Annotated in this window: 17 protein-coding genes and 1 pseudogene; 11 read left to right on the plus strand and 7 right to left on the minus strand. The window is 48.9% G+C overall.

The features are described 5' to 3' along the window. Positions 1–23: 23 nt before the first annotated feature. Positions 24–1,424, plus strand: a complete 1,401-nt coding sequence (gene gcvPA, locus JNUCC31_RS12570) for an aminomethyl-transferring glycine dehydrogenase subunit GcvPA (RefSeq protein ID WP_192271559.1) — start codon at positions 24–26, stop codon at positions 1,422–1,424. Positions 1,425–1,451: 27 nt separating this feature from the next. After that, complete coding sequence (gene gcvPB / locus JNUCC31_RS12575) at positions 1,452–3,029, plus strand: aminomethyl-transferring glycine dehydrogenase subunit GcvPB (RefSeq protein ID WP_192271561.1); 1,578 nt, start codon at positions 1,452–1,454, stop codon at positions 3,027–3,029. Between the two features lie 222 nt (positions 3,030–3,251). Here gcvPB and cidR read toward each other — a convergent pair whose 3' ends face one another. Beyond that, on the minus strand, positions 3,252–4,136 hold the full coding sequence (cidR, locus tag JNUCC31_RS12580) for a cidABC operon transcriptional activator CidR (protein WP_192271563.1): 885 nt from the start codon (positions 4,134–4,136) through the stop codon (positions 3,252–3,254). A 157-nt stretch (positions 4,137–4,293) separates the two neighbouring features. Here cidR and JNUCC31_RS12585 point away from each other — a divergent pair, with 157 nt between their 5' ends. The 5 genes and pseudogenes from JNUCC31_RS12585 (at position 4,294) to JNUCC31_RS12600 (ending at position 7,296) form a co-directional block, all read left to right on the plus strand. Further along, a complete protein-coding gene (locus JNUCC31_RS12585; RefSeq protein WP_192271565.1) occupies positions 4,294–4,665 on the plus strand; it encodes a CidA/LrgA family protein in 372 nt (123 codons plus the stop codon). Further along, the gene (locus tag JNUCC31_RS12590; RefSeq protein ID WP_192271567.1) at positions 4,662–5,342 is read left to right on the plus strand and encodes a CidB/LrgB family autolysis modulator; all 681 of its coding nucleotides are present in this window, start codon (positions 4,662–4,664) and stop codon (positions 5,340–5,342) included. The genes JNUCC31_RS12585 and JNUCC31_RS12590 overlap by 4 nt, the downstream gene beginning before the upstream one ends. A 105-nt stretch (positions 5,343–5,447) precedes the next feature. Beyond that, positions 5,448–5,966, plus strand: a complete 519-nt coding sequence (locus JNUCC31_RS12595; protein WP_192271569.1) for an AbrB/MazE/SpoVT family DNA-binding domain-containing protein — start codon at positions 5,448–5,450, stop codon at positions 5,964–5,966. Positions 5,967–6,093: 127 nt separating this feature from the next. Next, a pseudogene (locus tag JNUCC31_RS34100) lies at positions 6,094–6,487 on the plus strand (Crp/Fnr family transcriptional regulator); the annotation flags it as partial. A gap of 2 nt (positions 6,488–6,489) precedes the next feature. Then, positions 6,490–7,296 carry a DNA alkylation repair protein gene (locus JNUCC31_RS12600; protein WP_228469715.1) on the plus strand — a complete coding sequence of 269 codons (807 nt, stop codon included), beginning with the start codon at positions 6,490–6,492 and terminating at the stop codon, positions 7,294–7,296. Positions 7,297–7,434: 138 nt separating this feature from the next. Here the strand turns inward: JNUCC31_RS12600 and JNUCC31_RS12605 are convergent, their stop codons facing one another. Beyond that, entirely contained in the window at positions 7,435–7,821 is a 387-nt protein-coding gene (locus JNUCC31_RS12605; RefSeq protein ID WP_192271573.1) for a DoxX family protein, read from the minus strand. Between the two features lie 404 nt (positions 7,822–8,225). Here JNUCC31_RS12605 and JNUCC31_RS12610 point away from each other — a divergent pair, with 404 nt between their 5' ends. Then, entirely contained in the window at positions 8,226–8,525 is a 300-nt protein-coding gene (locus JNUCC31_RS12610) for a winged helix-turn-helix transcriptional regulator (protein ID WP_192272957.1), read from the plus strand. Between the two features lie 116 nt (positions 8,526–8,641). On the opposite strand, the gene JNUCC31_RS12615 is transcribed toward JNUCC31_RS12610, so the two are convergent. From JNUCC31_RS12615 to JNUCC31_RS12635, 5 genes are all read right to left on the minus strand, one after another. Continuing rightward, entirely contained in the window at positions 8,642–9,646 is a 1,005-nt protein-coding gene (locus JNUCC31_RS12615; RefSeq protein ID WP_192271575.1) for a Gfo/Idh/MocA family protein, read from the minus strand. A gap of 69 nt (positions 9,647–9,715) precedes the next feature. Continuing rightward, positions 9,716–11,380 carry a glycerol-3-phosphate dehydrogenase/oxidase gene (locus tag JNUCC31_RS12620; protein WP_192271577.1) on the minus strand — a complete coding sequence of 555 codons (1,665 nt, stop codon included), beginning with the start codon at positions 11,378–11,380 and terminating at the stop codon, positions 9,716–9,718. A gap of 392 nt (positions 11,381–11,772) precedes the next feature. Next, complete coding sequence (glpK, locus tag JNUCC31_RS12625) at positions 11,773–13,260, minus strand: glycerol kinase GlpK (protein WP_192271579.1); 1,488 nt, start codon at positions 13,258–13,260, stop codon at positions 11,773–11,775. Positions 13,261–13,283: 23 nt separating this feature from the next. Further along, positions 13,284–13,862, minus strand: a complete 579-nt coding sequence (locus JNUCC31_RS12630) for a glycerol-3-phosphate responsive antiterminator (RefSeq protein WP_192271580.1) — start codon at positions 13,860–13,862, stop codon at positions 13,284–13,286. A 247-nt stretch (positions 13,863–14,109) separates the two neighbouring features. Further along, complete coding sequence (locus JNUCC31_RS12635; protein ID WP_192271581.1) at positions 14,110–14,877, minus strand: GTP cyclohydrolase II; 768 nt, start codon at positions 14,875–14,877, stop codon at positions 14,110–14,112. Between the two features lie 747 nt (positions 14,878–15,624). Here JNUCC31_RS12635 and JNUCC31_RS12640 point away from each other — a divergent pair. The 3 genes from JNUCC31_RS12640 (at position 15,625) to JNUCC31_RS12650 (ending at position 18,743) form a co-directional block, all read left to right on the plus strand. Next, positions 15,625–16,899, plus strand: a complete 1,275-nt coding sequence (locus tag JNUCC31_RS12640) for an ABC transporter substrate-binding protein (protein WP_192271582.1) — start codon at positions 15,625–15,627, stop codon at positions 16,897–16,899. Between the two features lie 128 nt (positions 16,900–17,027). After that, on the plus strand, positions 17,028–17,894 hold the full coding sequence (locus tag JNUCC31_RS12645) for a carbohydrate ABC transporter permease (RefSeq protein ID WP_192272959.1): 867 nt from the start codon (positions 17,028–17,030) through the stop codon (positions 17,892–17,894). 21 nt (positions 17,895–17,915) lie between these two features. Further along, positions 17,916–18,743 (plus strand): carbohydrate ABC transporter permease, encoded by an 828-nt coding sequence (locus JNUCC31_RS12650; RefSeq protein ID WP_062321352.1) that lies wholly within the window; start codon positions 17,916–17,918, stop codon positions 18,741–18,743. Positions 18,744–18,797: the final 54 nt, after the last annotated feature.

Raw genomic sequence — 18,797 nt, forward strand, 5'->3', positions numbered from 1 at the left:
ACATATGAACGGAGGCGTTAATTGTGGCTGACAACAGAACATATGCCCATCCCTATATTCCAAATACCGTTCCGGAGGTCCGGGACGCGATGCTGAAAGAAATTGGTTTAACATCTATGGAGCAACTCCATGATGCAATTCCTGACAGCCTGAAGCTGCAGCGGGAGATGGACCTACCGCCGGCCATGAACGAGTATGAACTGCGCCGACATATTGATGGACTGCTGGCGAAGAACAAGCACAGCGGAGATTATCTTAATTTTCTGGGTGCAGGATGCTGGCAGCATTTCATCCCGGCCGTATGCGACGAGATCAATCAACGTTCTGAATTCGTGACAGCCTATGCTGGTGAGCCTTATGAAGACCATGGTCGGTTCCAGGCCCTGTTCGAGTATCAGAGCCTGCTTGCCGAACTGGTGGATATGGATGTCGTGAATGTTCCAACCTTTGACTGGGCTCAGGCGGCTTCCACCGCGATCCGCATGGCAGGACGTATTACAGGGCGCAAAACCGTACTGCTCCCTCGTTCTGTAGATCCAGATAAGGCGGCAATTATTCGTAATTACTGCACCCCGGTCATGGATCTCCAGTATGTTGACATCGATCAGGTGACAGGACGAATGGATCTAAATGATCTGCGCAGCAAATTAAGTGACGATACGGCGGCGATATACTTTGAAAATCCCGGTTACCTTGGAATCATTGAGGATCAGGGAGCTGAGATATCTGAGCTGGCCCATAAAATAAATGCGGTATCTATTGTAGGTGTTGACCCCATATCCCTTGGAGTTCTGGAGCCTCCAGGTCGTTACGGGGCGGATATCATTTGCGGAGATTTACAGCCGCTAGGTATGCATATGAACTTTGGCGGTGGGCAGGCTGGCTTCATCGCAACACGTGATGAGGAAAAGTATGTCATGGAATACCCTTCTCGACTATTTGGCATCGTGCCAACCGAGGTGGATGGCGAATACGGCTTCGGAGATGTTGCCTATGAACGTACATCATTCGCTCTTCGGGAGAAAGGCAAGGAATCGGTAGGGACTCAGACGGCTTTATGGGGCATTACGGCAGGAGTATATTTGGCCCTCCTCGGTCCTGTTGGCATGCATGAGGTTGGCAGCACGATTATCCAGAAATCGCATTACGCTGCGAAGCAGATATCACGAATTCCAGGTGTGTCGCTTCGCTTCGAAAAGGGCACCTTTTTCAAAGAGTTTGTCGTTGATTTTAATGATACGGGTCTAACCGTTGAGGAGATCAACCACAGATTAATGGATACAGGGATTTTTGGAGGCAAAGATTTATCCTCATCCTACCCAGCGTGGGGTCAATGTGCGCTCTACTGCGTCACGGAAACGCATGCTCAGGCGGATTTGGACCGACTTGTCGATGCTCTTCGTTCCATTGTCAGCACATCATAGTGATCATATAGAGGAGGACTGAACGCCATGAAACGGATTCGCAGAGACCATAAGGTTCGTAAGTTTCACCAAGCGAAATGGGATGAGCCCGTTATCTTTGAACTTCATCGACACGGAGAGCGGGGCGTTATCCCGCCGGGGACGGAAGCAGCTGTAGCCGCTGAAGCAGGTAGCGCGGAAGACAGCATACCAGCGTCCATGTGGCGGCGCAATACGCCGGCTTTGCCAGAAATCGGTCAGGCCAAGGTACTGCGGCATTATCTGAGACTATCCCAGGAAACGTTGGGATCGGATATGAATGTGGAGATTGGTCAGGGAACCTGCACGATGAAATATATTCCCCGGATTAACGAAATGCTTATCCGCAATCCCCGTATGACCGAGCTTCATCCGCTACAGGATGTGGATTCTGTTCAGGGGATGCTGGAAATATTCCATAATCTCGATCTGGCCATGCGTGAGATTTCCGGTATGGATGCTTTCTCCTTTCAACCGAGTAGCGGAACCCAGGCACTTCTGGCTATGGCCTCCATCGTCCGTGCCTATCATGATGCGCGTGGTGAAGGTGAGCAGCGTGATGAGATCATTACAACCATCTTCTCTCATCCTTCCCAGGCCGCTACAGCTGCCGTCAAGGGATATAAGATTATTACGTTGCATCCAGACGAGGATGGATTCCCGGATCTTGAGAAGCTGAAGAACGTTGTCTCCGAGCGGACAGCCGGATTCGTTGTGGCTAATCCAGAGGACACAGGCATCTATAACCATCGTATCCGCGAATTTACGGATGTCGTGCACGAAGCTGGTGGTGTCTGCTATTATGATCAGGCTAACGCCAATGGCCTGCTCGGGATTACACGAGCGAAGGAAGCGGGTTTTGATATGTGCTTCTTCAATCTCCACAAAACCTTTGCTGCGCCCCATATGTGCGGCGGTCCTGCAACGGGTGCTCTCGGGGTGACGGATGCCCTGAAGAGTTTCCTGCCTGGGCCATTAGTGGAGAAGGAAGCGGGCGGACGGTATATCTTGAAAGATCAAACGGAAGTCAGCATAGGTAAAGTGCGCAGCTTTCACGGTGTAGCCCAGACCGTACTCCGCTCCTACGCCTGGATTATGAGTCTCGGACCGGACGGTCTGAAGGATGTCGCCCAGGTGGCAGTGCTGAATAACAACTATTTATATCATAAAATTGTTCAAATACGCGGAGCGAGTGCCCCGTATGTCCAAGGACGTCGTCTAGAACAGGTCCGCTACAGCTGGAAGCAGCTCACCGATGAAACTGGAGTGACGACGGAGGATATTACGCGGAGAATGTGCGACTTCGGCCTGCATTATTGGACCTCCCATCACCCATATATTGTTCCACAGCCGTTCACACTGGAGCCAACCGAATCCTATTCCAAGGAAGATCTCGACGAATATATCCATGCGCTGGAGCATATCTCGAACGAAGCCTATACACAGCCAGATATCGTCAAATCGGCTCCACACAACAGCACGGTGCACCGCAACGACGAATCATCTTTGGACGATCCGAAGCAGTGGTGTATTACCTGGCGTGCGTACCTGAAAAAAACACAGCCAGAACTTCAGGAACAACATTAGCTTGTTACGCAGCATATACTCTTGTTTATTTAGAGGAACATTAATATTACTCATTCTAAAAATAAACAAAGATGACCCTCAACACGTGTTGAGGGTCATTTTAGTATACACTCTATAGCTTTCATATAACTCTATAGCTTTCATATAACTCTATAGCTTTCATATAACTCTATAGCTTTCATATAACTCTATAGCTTTCAGTTGGAGTCTACACCGGATTTCTTATTCGCTCAGCATGGACTGTGTGAAGCCGATCCATTCTCTGGTGGCAAAAGACAGATAGCGATCCTTCCGCCAGATCATGCCAAGCTGCCAGGGAATCACAGGCTCCACCACGGGTATAATGCGCACACGCATATGATCGACCTCACGGCATATCGTCTCTGGCAGCAATGCCACCCCCAGATTGGCCGCTACCATTGCACTGAGCAGGTCCCACTGGGAGCTCTCATATACTACCCTGGGCTGAAATCCTTCATGCTGACAGGCAACAATGATCCGGTCATGCAGCGCAAAATCTTCCCGGAACAGCACAAATGAATCATGTTCCAGTTCACGCAGCGCGACCGACTCTCTATCCGCAAGTGGGTGCGAAGGGTGGACAAGCAGATTCAGCTTCTCTTTCACAAAAACAAAATGATCTACCAGTTCATCCACCGTTGGCAATACGGCAACCCCAATATCCAGTGCACCACTGATAACATCTGCCTCCACTTTTTTGGCACCATCCTCGAACAACTGAATGGTCACCTGCGGATAGGCTTTGTGAAACTCACCAATAATCATCGGGAAAAAGCTGGACCCCACCATCGGAGGCAAACCGATCCGCAGATGCCCTTTCTTCAGATTCATCAGATCGTCCAGCTCGGACGACAGGCTGCGAAATGACTTTTCAATCTCCAGCGCTTGCCGGAAAAAAACATGCCCAGCATCCGTTAACGCTACCTTCTTCCCATAACGATCCAATAGGGTTACACCCAGTTCGTCTTCTAGGCTTTTAACCGTTTTGCTAATCGTCGGTTGTGTAATGAACAGCACTTCGGCCGCTTTGGTAAAACTTTGTTGCCGAGCAACTTCCAGAAAATATTGCAAATGGCGGATATCCATCGTCTGATCCCCATCTCTCATAGATAAATGGAATGATAAACATTCTTAATATGCATTTTACTCATGAAAGAATGCGATGTAAAATTTGTGATATCAAATGAATCATTTTCATAAACAACTCAAAATCATCACGTTCATTATACAAGGAGGGATTGAAGTGAAGAAATGGGGCCTTGGCATTTTGCAAGTCGCGCTTCTGATGGCCTTTTCACTGCTCATGGACCTGCTGGCCCGTGTCCTCCATCTGCCTGTACCGGGTTCAATACTCGGTATGGCCGTGCTCTTCATCCTGCTTCAAACTCGCGTCGTGAAGCTGCGCTGGATCGAAATTGGCGCTGCCTGGCTGCTCGGTGAGCTATTGCTTTTTTTCATCCCGTCAGCCGTCGGCATTATGAACTACATGCCGATGCTCGAGCATGACGGACTGCAAATTTTATTTATTGTTCTGCTCAGCACATTTCTGGTCATGGCCTGCACAGGCCTGGTTGCCACCCGGATTGCCAAACGAAAGGAGCGTCACACCGGATGATTGGATTCCTCTGCCTGTTGTTAACCGTCGGTATATACTGGGTCGCCAAACGCATGTATCGCAATCTGCCCAAGGTTTATCTGTCTCCGCTGCTGATTACGCCACTTCTTGTCGTCGGTGTGCTGCTCGCAACAGGTACGGATTATGCTGCCTACAGTAACGGTGGCAAATGGTTAAGTCTGCTGCTTCAACCTGCAACGGTGGCCTTTGCCGTACCGCTTTATACGTTTTTCCATGTACTCAAAAAGCATATCTCCGAGATCGTCTTCAGTGTCATGACAGGCTCCGTGGTGGCAGTCCTCTCTTCTGCCCTGCTCGCCAAATGGCTGCGTCTGGATTCAGGACTCATTCATAGTCTGATTCCGAGATCCATTACGACTCCAATTGCCATGAACGTATCGGCTACCATTGGAGGCATTCCGGCTGTTACGGCAGTCTTTGTCATTATGACCGGTCTGCTCGGGGCGATTATGGGTCCATCCATTGTGAAAATGCTGCGCATCGATGGCGAGATTGCACGTGGAACGCTGCTTGGAACCGGTGCCCACGGAACAGGAACATCCAAGGCATTCGAGCTCAGTTCACTGACAGGCACCATCTCCAGCATCTCCATGGTACTGGCCGCATTGTTCACATTGGCGGTTGCACCCGTGCTATCCAAACTTATTTTCCCATAAAAGATAGAATTAACCCTATTTTTTGAAATATTATTGTTGTATTAAAGCCCTTTCTTCCTTACAATAAGGACAGGTTTTAATTGTGAATATTGCGGGGGAGATGCGATGAAAAGAACCGGAATGAAGAGATCTCTGGACCGCCTTGGACGAATTGTCCTTCCCAAAGAAATGCGGGATACGATGGAAATCCATATCGGCGATCCGCTTGAGTTTTTCATTGAAGGGAAAGAGTTGATTTTGAGAAAGTACAAATCAACGTTGTGTATTTTTTGCGGTGATGTGGATACGGAAATGTATTTCAAAGAGCAATTCATCTGCCGGACTTGTGCAATTCAATTAAAACACCCGGATGACACTCCCGAATTTTTCGTTCCTCAGAACAAACAGGCTCCTGCAGCCGTGGAGCGTCCTGCTACCGAATCCGCCACAGTCTCATCTCCATCAACGGAAGAAGGGACTACAGCTGCCAATCATGAGTACCCGGACTTGCGACCCAAGACGGCACGTATGCTGCAACAGATGAAGGAAATTGTTGAACAGAATCCTGGCTTGGCTCAACAGCAGATTGCGGAAAAGCTTGGCATTAGCCAAGGACGCGTCTCCCAACTTAAAAAACTACTATAATAGGAATTTAGTCGATTATTTATATTCAGGAGACCTTCCGTTTAAAGAAGTCCCGTTGCAAGAGAACCCGTTGAACTCCGTGGGTTCTTCTTTTTTTTATATTCATACCGTAATGGAAAGGAATGTTATGGATAAACGCCTCTACTTATCACAATTCAATCTCATGCGCTCCTTGTCAGAAGCAGATCTGATTGAAATGGACAGTATGACGTCCATCACGACCATGCCCAAGAATACGCTGATCCAGACTCCAGATACATATACAGAGGGCTTCTATTTTGTAAAAAAGGGAACCGTCCGCCTGTACACATTAACGGAAGAAGGTAAACAATTTACTCTCGATATATTGAAGGAAGGGAATGTGTTTGGGGAAATGAACGGTATTTCGCTCGGCACACGTTCCTTATATATCGAAACCATGGAGGAATGCGATATTTGCCTAATGAACAGGCAGCGTTTTGAACAATTCCTTATCGAACACCCCGAGTTTATGATGAATCTGATGAAAGTAATCAGCGAGGACATTCTTCTACGCAAAGGCGCCCGTAAAGGGGCTGACATTCCTGATCACATCCGCAATCTGCTGCAATCTGGACATATCGAATCGGTAAATCTGACGGAGTGGCTCGCTGTCGATCACATTCTCCTTTTTCAGCAGATTGCCCATGATCTGGGAATGGGCGCTGAAACCCGCAAGATCACGGAGCAGTTAACACAGATGAATGAACAGCGAATCATGAAAATCATTCCGACCATTGCCTCGAATTGGCTCAACCTTATGGAGCGAATGGGAGATAAAGAGCGAATCCGCCACTTCCGTTCCCTTGCGGAGCATCGTTCAGACAGTGTGCGCTGCTGGGCAGCCTTTATCATCGGGTCGGATTCCCGCTTAAGCCTGAATGATAAACTGGATCGCACCCGGTCCTTTGCAGCGGATCACCACTTTGGTGTACGAGAGATTGCCTGGATGGCTGTACGGGAGCCAATCACGGCTGAATTATCCAATGCGCTAACGTTTTTTATGGACTGGGCTATCGATCCTGACCCATTAATCCGACGGTTTGCCATAGAATCGACAAGACCTCACGGTGTGTGGGCCAAGCATATTCAGGAGTTAAAAGAAAATCCTGCAATAGCCCTGCCTCTACTCAACCATGTAAAATCGGATGCTCATAAATATGTGCAGGACTCTGTCAGCAACTGGTTGAACGATGCTGGCAAAACCAACCCGGATTGGGTTCGTCAGGTATGCGAATCTTGGATTCAGCAATCGGATACCAAGCATACGCTGCGGATCATCACACGTGGTCAACGAAACCTCAGCCTCTAATCCGTAATAAGCCCTTGTATGGGGCGCTCCCCCTCGGCATTACGATACCAAAAGATGACTACCGCTTTGTTGCAGTAGTCATCTTTTTAGTATCTCTGAGTCCTATCGAATTACATCAATTCATTCTGAATCGATCTCTTAGACTTGCACAGCGTCCATATTCATTTCTTCTGCTTCCAGTTTACGCATGCCCATAATCAGAACGATGATGTTGGCAACCAACAACACTGCCGGGAAAGGAATTGCTGCATATTGTCCATAGATCAGATGACTTCCCACTGCCCCAATCATAATGAACGTCAGTACCCCCGAAGCCAGAATACGCGTACGCGGAATCAGCAAACCTACAGCACTGAGCAGCTCCACTGCTCCGATCAGATACATCGTCCAGGTTGGGTAGGAGAATCCTTTGAAAGTCTGCACCATCATCTCTGATCCACTGACCTTGTTAAACCCTGACATTACAAATACACCTGCAAGCACAATCAGTGCGATATATCCCAAAATTCGTAATCCGTTGTTCATATGTATAGTCCTCCTGTAAATAAATCTTCATATCCATCTGTTGTATCAAAAGCAATCTATGTAAAAGTTACAACGTAACTCTATTTTAAAATTAGCCATTTGCACCTGCGAAATTAGTATGTGTTGATATCATACATATTAATAATCATTAACTTACTTTTATGAAGTGAGTATATAATAATAACATTATTTATTCAAGTAATTTTTTGACGAATAGTGTATAATACATTAAAAAGGTTGTTAGAGCATTATTCGTATGAACATGTTGACTCGTTGTCCCTTACTTTGGTCAGAGCGGCAGAAAGCCAAGCACTTTTATATATACGAAACAAATCAAATCCACCAATACTTGAATCGAGGTGAACACGTTGAAGCTGAGAAAAGTAAAATCGCCTAGTCCCTGCATGATTACTCAGGCCATGGATATCATCGGTAAGAAGTGGGTACTGCTCATCATGTACCAACTCTTATCCGGACCCAAACGATTCACAGAATTGGAAGCAGAAATGGCGATTAGCGGTCGGTTGCTATCCGAACGTCTGAAGGAAATGGAAATGGAAGGTATCGTAACCCGGCATATGTATCCTGAAATTCCGCCTCGCGTAGAGTATGAATTGACTCCAAAAGGCAGAGCCATTGAACCCGTCATTAACCAGATCTACAACTGGTCCTCAGACTGGTTGAAGCAGCAAGAGTCTAAGTAGCCGGATTCATGTTCAACACAAAAACGCCTGAATCGAACTGATCTGTGGATCAGTTTTAGGATTCAGGCGTCTTTGTTTTTTACAGGTTCACATTCTTCGGTACGTATAAAAAAGGATTAATGCGAGAGATGTTTGGATGGCTGAAGCTGTACCGGCAGTCCGGAATCTGCCGAAACCAAGGCAGCCGTTGTAATCTCCTGTGTGCGGCACGCATCCGCATAATCAGACAAGATCCGTGAGCGGTCCCCGGTACGAAGGGCGTGAATGAACGCTTCATTTTCCCGCTCATACGGGTTATGCCCTGCGGGAATCTCCAGACCTGCCATCGCATGAGGGGCAGTACTTGGTAGAAGAAGACGTTCAGGTGTCCAGTCCCAGACTCCAGCATCCGTGTAGAACTGGAGCCCTGCGCCGCCTTCACCATCTGGCAGCAGGCAGGTGTTGGCAATGCTCGCGATAGCACCACTCTCCAGCTTAAGTGTTACATTCGCCACATCAGCTACCGTGACATGTTCATGCTTCTCATGCATGCTGCGCTGAGCCGCTACAGCGTATACCTCTGTCACTTCACCAGCACAATACCGCAGCAAATCCACGATATGGGTCGTCTGTTCCACAAATTGTCCCCCGGAGCCCTCCTGACGACGCCACCAGTCAACTCCCGGCATTCCGCCCATCCAGCGTCCAAGCGCCATGCCCACGGTCTGTTCCTTCATCGCTTGCTGCAGTACCTGTGCAGCCTCCTGATAACGGAAATGGTAACCTACCGATGTTAACAATCCCGACTTCTGTATCTGATCCAGTACCTGGCGAGGAATATCCATGCCTGTACTCAGCGGTTTTTCCACCAGGAACGGGATACCCCGGCGAATCAACTCTGCTTCAATCGATCCGTGAGACATCGGAGGCACACAGATATAGACCGCATCCAGCTTTTCAGTATCCAACATATGCTCAAGTTCACCGTAGCCAACAGCATCATAGACGGAAGCCATGGCCTCCGCCTTCTCCAGCGTTGTTCCACAGACAGCTGCTACACGAACGCCCTCCATTCGTGCCAGAATATCTGCATGTACCTTACTGAACCAACCTGTTCCAATGATTCCGATCTGTAACGTCATAGATGTAATCCCCTCTCCTTGTTACACGCTTACATGTTCCATTCGACCCCCATTTGCGAAATCCTGCAATTAGATTCGGCCCGATGCTTCCATAAGCAACTGATCCAGTTCGTTCGCAAACCGTTTCGCTTGCTCGCCAGACCAAGTCAGGCGTTCAGCCATGTACTGAATAACTGCCGCCTTATGTTGACGTACTTCGTCAATGCGGAAAAACAAGTCCCCGGTTCGTCTGACAAAAAAGTCTGAAGGTGTTACGGCCATCTCCTCGTCTATGGCATAACGCAGCATTAATAACAGTTCCTGTGGCATGCCGTGCAGTTCAGCTTTGGCCCGCGGATCAGGCATTCGCTCGTACACCGCATCCACATTGGACCCATATCTGCGGGCCAAGTGCTCTGCAGCAGATCGGTCGAGTCCCAGTGCGACCCCATCCTTGATCTTGCGTTCAGTATATGCGCCAAAATTAACGGAACCGCCGACATCTCCCCCGGAGATCGGCATCTCTTTTGTTATACAGGGACCAACGGTTTTACCCGTTTCCTGCTCCAGTTGGCGTGCAGCCAGATCAACTACCATCTCGGCCATTTTACGGTATCCGGTTAATTTGCCCCCGGCAATCGTGATCAATCCCGAAGGGGCTACCCATACTTCATCCTTACGTGAAATTTCAGAAGGCCCTTTGCCTTCCTCATGAATGAGCGGACGAACACCCGCCCAACCGGACTCCACATCCTCGGCACGAATTCGTACGTTCGGGAACATCCCGTTGACAGCATCGATGACATAATCCCGATCCGCCTCGGAGATTAACGGGTGTGCAGGATCATCTTCGAAGACGGTATCTGTGGTTCCGACATAAGTTTTACCATCACGCGGAACAGCAAAGACCATTCGTCCATCCGGTGTATCAAAATATACAGCCTGCCTTAACGGGAAACGTGTACCATCAAATACGAGATGAACGCCCTTGGTCATCTGCAACGTTTTCCCATGGCGTGAACCATCGATCTTCCGCAGCTCATCCACCCATGGACCGGACGCATTAATCACCTTGGTTGCCCGCAGCTTATAAGATTGGCCGCTAATCTGATCCACAGCCTGGATACCTGTAATCCCCCCGTTCCCCTTCTCCTTCAGGAATCCTGCTGCTTTTACATAGTTCACGGCCTGTGCACCGCGCTGTACCGCTTCCTTCAACACTTCAATTGTAAGCCTGGCATCGTCCGTTCGGTATTCCACATAGCGTCCACCACCCAGCAGCCCGTTCTTGCGCAGCAAGGGCTCACTTTCTAAGACGGCTCCGGCATTTAACATATGGCGCCGCTCACTGCGCTTCACACCTGCAAGCCGGTCATACACCATCAGGCCAATGGACGTGCTGAATCGGCCAAAGGTACCTGCCGTATAGATGGGGAGCAGCATCGGTTCGGGTGTCGTTACATGCGGCCCATTCTCGTACACCACCGCTCGCTCCCGTCCCACCTCAGCTACCATTTTCACTTCAAACTGCTTCAGATACCGTAAGCCGCCATGCACCAATTTGGTAGAACGACTGGATGTTCCCGCCGCAAAATCCTGCATTTCGACCAGTGCTGTCTTCAATCCGCGGGATGTTGCATCCAGCGCAATCCCGGCACCCGTGATTCCCCCACCAATAATCAATATGTCAAAGTGTGCATTCGCCATCCGATCCAAGTATTCCGTACGCTTTGCCGCCGAGAACGATGCTGTCATCCCGATTCCTCCCATTCATTACCTTTGTATTGCCCCTAAAAGCACAAAAAAAAGACCACGTCATTCGCTTCAGCAATTGCTGAGCGGCACGTGGTCTCTCCCGATCTCCAGACATCATTTTTTAACTTGTGACTTAATCCTATCACACATTTCCGGCGGCGTGAAGGCCTGAAATGACACATTATTCAAAAAAATTTTAAAAAGTTGTTCTGCCTGCGGATGGAATTTCAAACTGATCCACTAATCATTTATTTTTCCTTAAAGTGGATAGTTGTTTTCTCTCCCCCAGGAAAATAAACCCTGTAAGTTGTGCATCATTTTCCACCAATAAATATCATTTATTGTATATGTTTAACGAAAAAGTACAAATGACCATTTCAAGTATTATCCATTCATTTGAAGACCATTGCTGCCTTTACCGCACGTTGCCACCCTGCATACAGTTCTGTACGCTCTTCCTCAGCCATAACCGGATAGAAGACACGTTCCGTATTCTCGTGATTCGCCAATTCATCTGCACTATTCCAATAGCCTACTGCAAGTCCTGCCAGATAAGCCGCACCCAATGCAGTCGTTTCGTTCACATTGGGACGCTCCACAGGGATATTCAGAATGTCACTCTGGAATTGCATCAGAAAATCATTGGCCGCCGCTCCCCCATCCACACGCAAGGCATTCACCGGAATACCTGAATCAGATTCCATGGCCTCCAGCACATCCCGGGTCTGATACGCCAGTGCCTCCAGGGTTGCACGAATAAAGTGCTCTTTGGTCGTTCCTCGCGTTAAACCAAAGACCGCTCCCTTCACCTCACTATCCCAGTAAGGGCTCCCCAGGCCCACGAATGCAGGCACCATATATACGCCCTCTGTAGAGGGTACACGTGCCGCATAGTCTTCACTGTCCTTTGAGGAACGAAGCATCCTTAAGCCGTCACGCAGCCACTGTACCGCCGAACCTGCGACAAAAATGCTGCCTTCCAGCGCATACTCGATCTTGCCATTCATGCCCCAGGCAATGGTTGTAATCAGCCCATGCTCGGACTGCACCGGCTTTTCTCCGGTATTCATGAGCATAAAACATCCGGTGCCATACGTATTTTTCATGCTGCCCTTCGTGTAACAGCCCTGACCGAATAATGCCGACTGCTGATCCCCTGCAGCTCCGGCAATCGGAATCCGATGACCGAAGAAGTGATAGTCAACTGTATGTGCATACACCTCGGAAGAACCGCGCACCTCTGGCAGCATCGCTTTGGGAATGTCCAGAATCTGCAACAATTCATCATCCCATTGCAGATCATAGATGTTGTACATCAAGGTCCGGGAAGCATTGGATACATCAGTAACGTGTGTACCACCGCTCAGCTTCCAGATCAGCCAACTATCGATTGTGCCAAACAGAAGTTCACCTTTTTCTGCACGCTCCCGGGCATCAGGCACATGATCCAGAATCCACTTTACCTTGGTTCCCGAGAAGTAGGGGTCAATGAGCAGGCCTGTTTTGCGATGAAAAAGGTCACCCAGTCCCTTCGTCTTCAACTCATCACAAATTCCAGCCGTTTGTCTGGACTGCCAGACAACTGCATTGTAGATGGGGCGGCCCGTTTCTTTGTCCCATACGACAACCGTTTCCCGCTGATTCGTAATGCCGATGCCGGCAATCTGGACCGGCTTGATTCCACTTTCGGCCAGACATGAAGCCATCACCGCCAGAATGGAACTCCAAATTTCATTGGCATTCTGCTCCACCCAACCCGGCTTGGGAAAGTACTGCGGAAATTCCTGCTGTGCAATATGCACAATCTCCCCGCTCCGATTAAACAGAATAGCCCGGGAACTCGTCGTCCCCTGATCAAGGGCCAACATATATTTTTCCATACAGACAACCTCCTGTTGTGGGATTACTGCTTATATTCTGTATGCGATTTCTTGTAGTGCCGAATCAGGTTCACGTTGGAAGTGGTTACTGCGGTAGCTCCAGCCTTCAGCGCCAGTTCAACCTCTTCCGGTGAGCGGATCAGCCCACCTGCAATGATGGGTATACCTGTCCGTATGGATACTTCTGCAATAATATGCGGGATAACACCAGGCAGTACTTCAATATAATCCGGCTGGGTCTTGGACAGCAAAAGATAACTTTTCTCCAGTGCATTCGTATCCAGCAGAAAAACGCGCTGTATGGCTGTGATCCCTTTCTGTTTCGCCTTCTGAATTACGCTGGCTCGCGTCGAGATCAGTCCTGCCGGGCGAATATGCTGACATAAATACTCTGCGGCATATTCATCGTTCTTCAGCCCCTGCACCAGGTCAGCATGCAGTAATATTTTCTTGTCACGCCGCCGCGCTTCCTCCAGCACACTGTGAAGCTGGGCAATGTGCGTATCCAGCACAACCCCGTAGGTGTAAGGGCCTTCAATCATCGCCTCGAACTGCTTCATGCTCTTGGCAGCCGGTAACACATACTGTCCCTCAAATGGCACTTTCGTTCCTCCCGCATAAATCAGATGCCTATATTGTATAGTCCGTATGGTATGAACGGCAAGCGAAGTCAGGATAGCAAGATTAATTCTTGGGGTATGACCGTTCCGTCCCGTTCTCCGAAATCAAAAAAAGCTGTTCGCATACCCTCGGAAGGAGCATACACGAACAGCTTAACCGGTCTGTTGAACAGTATGAAAGACAAACTTTTGGCAAAATCATGCTGAGTGATCTATCAGGATCAACCTTTTAAGCTTGGGCTTGCGGAAGCAAGGGTTCTCCTCCAGCCCAGCCATCATTTTCTGCCAAGTGACCGGAACGGCTCACTTTGGTCTGCAAATATTTTTCATTGAAGGCCGAACGATCGCCCCACAGCGGAACACGTCCACCAACATTCAGTCCCGCTTCCTGCAAAGCAGCGAGCTTGCGTGGATTGTTGGTGATCAATGTAACGGGTGCTGAACGCAACGCACGCAATACGGCAATCGCATCATCGTAATCACGCGCATCGTCTGTGAATCCAAGTTGCAGATTGGCATCTACGGTATCCAGACCTTCCTCTTGCAGCAGGTACGCCATCGCTTTGCTGAACAGGCCGATGCCGCGGCCCTCATGGTTCGCCAAGTAGAACAGTGCGCCTGCTCCATGGGCAGCAATCATCTTCATCGATTGCTCCAGTTGGAAGCCGCAGTCGCAACGTTTGCTGCCAAAGATGTCGCCTGTATGACAGATGCTGTGCATCCGAATCAGCGCTTCCTGGGCTTCGGCAAAGTCACCGTAAACCAATACGCTGGATTGCTGGCGTTCTGCCAGTTCGGCAGTTGCCAGGGATTCAATCAGCTCGCCGCTTTCCATCACTTTCTCCGATTTCATCCAGCTGTACCATTGGAAGGTATGTGTCTCTCCATCCAGATTCACCGGAAGTTTAATCGGCCCAACGAGGTATATGAATTCTTTTCCACTCGGAAAAGTCTGAATTTTGGGGGCAAGCAGTTGAATAATATGTGAATTAATCATTAGTAAGTTCCTCCTGTTAAGCCATCTTGGTTATGAATTGATTCGCATCCAGACGTAAAATGGATCACTGAAATGCATATCATACGTATCGGAGCATTTTGCATAAATCCTTAAAGCAGCTTCTAATCAGCAAGATATAGATCGAAGTGATCCTATCCGTCTATATTTTGTACCCGTTAGCGTTGGGAATTGAATTACGCAAAATGCTTATCTATATTATCGCCATCATCATTAGTTACTTTATGTAAGCAAGTTTAAAATAAAAATTATATTGTGTCAAGTAACTTTTGTTTTTAAAGTAACTATTGAACACTCCTGCTACTTAACCTTCGCTTGAAGTGGGGGATTCTTGGGTAATCGAACCTCTTGGTTCGAAGTGGACCAAGCTATTCCTCTGGTTCTGACAGTTCTTGAAGATATTACGATCTCTATGGCAACCTCCTTAATGTTTCGGGCTGTATTTACCTCCCGATCACGGAGGGTCTGACAGGATGGGCACATTGCAGTTATTATAGCACATACGTTCGGTTCCGAATACAAAAAAGATAGCAATTTATCCCCGCCTAAAGCTGAAGCTTTTGAGGAAAGGGTCTTCTCTCCTTCATATAATAAATTCATGATCCGTAACCGACACAAATTTGTGTTTCATTTCAGGAATATTGGGTATGAGTTTATAAACTGCTCATACACTTATGTTGTAGTCCATCGCACTTCATGCCTCGAACTTAACGATGAGGGGGTTATCACATGATCCGCCGAAAAAGAACATGCTGGACAGCCATTCTGCTAGTCTGTGTCATGCTGGTGAGCGGATGCTCCATCTGGCCGGGACAGAATGATTCATCGAGCAACAAAAAGGTAACGCTTACATTGTGGTACTGGAACCGTTCCATCGATGATAAGCTGATTGCCAAGGCCAGGGAAAAGTTCCCCAATATTGAACTGACTGCCCAGAAAATTGGTGGTGATTTCAAGGCAAAACTCAAAACGACACTCGCTGCGCGCTCAGGTGAGCCGGACATTGTCGCATTGAACGATTGGATCATGGAGCTCTTTCCCAGCGAGGACCGCTTCTATAATCTGTATGATCTTGGCGCAGGTGACGTCGAAGACCAATATCTGGATTGGAAATGGAAGCAAGGCGTTACACCGGACGGACAGATGATCGGCTTCCCCATGGATACGGGACCGACCGCCCTCTTCTACCGTGCAGATCTGTTTAAGGAGGCCGGATTGCCTTCCGAGCCTGAAGAAGTGGCTCGTCAGATCAACAACTGGGATGCTTACTCTGCTGCAGGAGAAAAGATCAAAGAGAAGTTCGGAGGCAAGGTATTTCTAACCGATAATATTGGAACCGTTTACAACCAAGTGTTGTCACAAGGAACGGAGCGATATTTCCGTCCGGACGGCTCGTTTATCGGCATGGATTCACCACTCGTCAAGCAGAGCTGGGATACCGCCGTATCCTTCAAGCAAAAAGGGCTGCTCGCCAATGCAGACGGCTGGACTCCTGGCTGGAACGCAGCGATGAATAATGGTGAGATTGCTTCCTTTGTGGGAGCGGTCTGGATGAAGCAGGTGTTGCAGGAGGCTGCGCCGGATACATCTGGCAAATGGCGGGTCACTCGCGCTCCTGGCGGAGATGGCAATAACGGCGGATCATTCCTGTCCATTTTGAAGTCGAGCAAACACCCCAAAGAAGCATTCGAAGTCATCCAGTGGCTGCAAAGTCCGGAAAATCAGCTTGAACAGTATACGACGTTGAACCTGTTCCCTTCAGCTCCGGGCGTGTTTGATACACCGGCGATGAAAGAGGAAGAGCCCTTCTTTGGCGGACAGGCGACAGGGCCTGTGTTTGCTGAATCGGCACAGCATGTGCCAGAGGCCTTCTTTGGCGAACGATACCCTTCGGTACACAACATCATTACCCGGCGGCTGAATGATATTGCGAAGCAAAATGCCAACCCGGAGCAGGTCTGGCCCGATACGGTGCATCGTGTTGAACGGGAATTACAGCGTTAATCCAGACACTCTATGAGATGGCAATCCGCAAAGGAGGAATTCATATGGCTGTAACCGAACCTCGCCTCACTCCGGATCCCGGAACGGCACGTCCGGATTTGGATCGTCAGAAATCACTCTTCTCCCGGATGTGGGAACATCGTGCACTCTATGTGGCGATCTCTCCGTTTTACATTCTGTTTGCCGTGTTTGGACTATTCCCGATCGGGTTCTCCTTATATCTGGCCTTCCACAAATGGGATGGCATTGGTATGATGACCTATAACGGACTAAACAACTTTAAATATATGCTGACCGATGCTGAATTCTGGCAAGCGGTGGGCAACACGTTCATGATCTGGATTTACTCTACCATTCCGATGTTGTTCTTTGCCCTGATTGTTGCATTCTTGCTCCATGCACCGTTTGTGAAGTTCCGTACGCTGTTTCGTGTGGGCTATTTCCTGCCCAACGTAACATCCATCGTAGCCGTCGCCATTATTTTTGGTGCCCTGTTTGCCAACAACTACGGGTTTCTCAACTATCTGCTACAATCCGTCGGGCTTCCCGTGGTGGAATGGCTAAATGCGCCCTGGGGCATCAAAGTGGCGATCTCCTCCATGGTGGTCTGGCGCTGGACAGGATACAACGCGGTCATCTATCTGGCCGGACTTCAGAGCATCCCGCAGACTTTGTATGAAGCTGCGAAGATTGACGGCGCATCCGGAATACAATCCTTTTTCCGAATTACGATTCCGATGCTGCGTCCCGTCATTCTGTTCACTGTCATTACATCAACGATCGGCGGCATGCAGCTGTTCACCGAACCGCAAATTCTCGTGGGTAACGATGGCGGCGCCGGCGCGGCCGGGATGACTATTGTCTTGTACCTTTACCGTGAATCGTTCATTAACAATTACTTCGGGTATGGTGCTGCGGTTGGCTGGGGGATGTTCCTCATTATCGCCCTGTTCTCGATTGTGAACTGGAAGCTCGTTCAAGGCAAGTCATCCTGATGTGACAAGGGGGGAGCGCTCATGACGTCCAAATCTCTCAAATCTCTGGTATTGTATACCGGTCTTATCGGGGGCATGCTTATTTCCATGTTCCCGTTCTATTGGCTGATTGTAATGTCTACCCGGACGACGTCCGATATCTATAAGTTCCCGCCTCAGCTCTGGTTCGGGGGTGAACTGTGGAATAATATCAGTCGGGTGCTTCAGCAGATTGACTTCTGGGGCGCATTCATGAATACGTTGTTTGTGTCAGGCTTGGTGACGGTACTGGTGCTGTTTTTTGATTCACTGGCAGGGTTTGCGTTTGCGAAGTTTGAATTCCCGGGTAAAAAGTGGCTCTTCGTCCTGCTGCTCGCCACCATGATGGTGCCTTCCCAACTGTCGCTGGTCCCTTCCTTCGTGCTTATGGCGACGTTCGGTTGGGTCGGTTCCTTCAAAGCCCTCATTATTCCGGGCATGGTGAATGCCTTCGGCATCTTCTGGATTCGCCAGTATGCCACGGAGTCCATTCCCAATGATTTACTGGATGCCGGACGCATCGACGGGTGTAATTTCTTCAGGCTGTACTGGAACGTGGCATTGCCCATTCTGCGGCCTGCGTTTGCCTTCCTCGGCGCGTTCACGTTTATTGGCGTATGGAATGATTACCTCTGGCCCTTGATCGTCCTGACAGATGCACGAAAGTATACGTTGCAGATTGCATTGTCCCAGTTAAACGGGCTGTACAATACAGATTATGCGATGGTTATCGCGGGTACACTGCTGGCTGTTATTCCGTTGATCGTCATGTTCCTGTTCATCAGCCGCCAGTTTATCTCCGATATTGCCGCAGGAGCTGTGAAGGATTAAGGAATACCGCATTTTGATCCATCCCTCAAGTCTGATATTCTTATCTATAGATAA

It is taken from the genome of Paenibacillus sp. JNUCC-31 (genome assembly GCF_014844075.1).
GTDB lineage: Bacteria > Bacillota > Bacilli > Paenibacillales > Paenibacillaceae > Paenibacillus.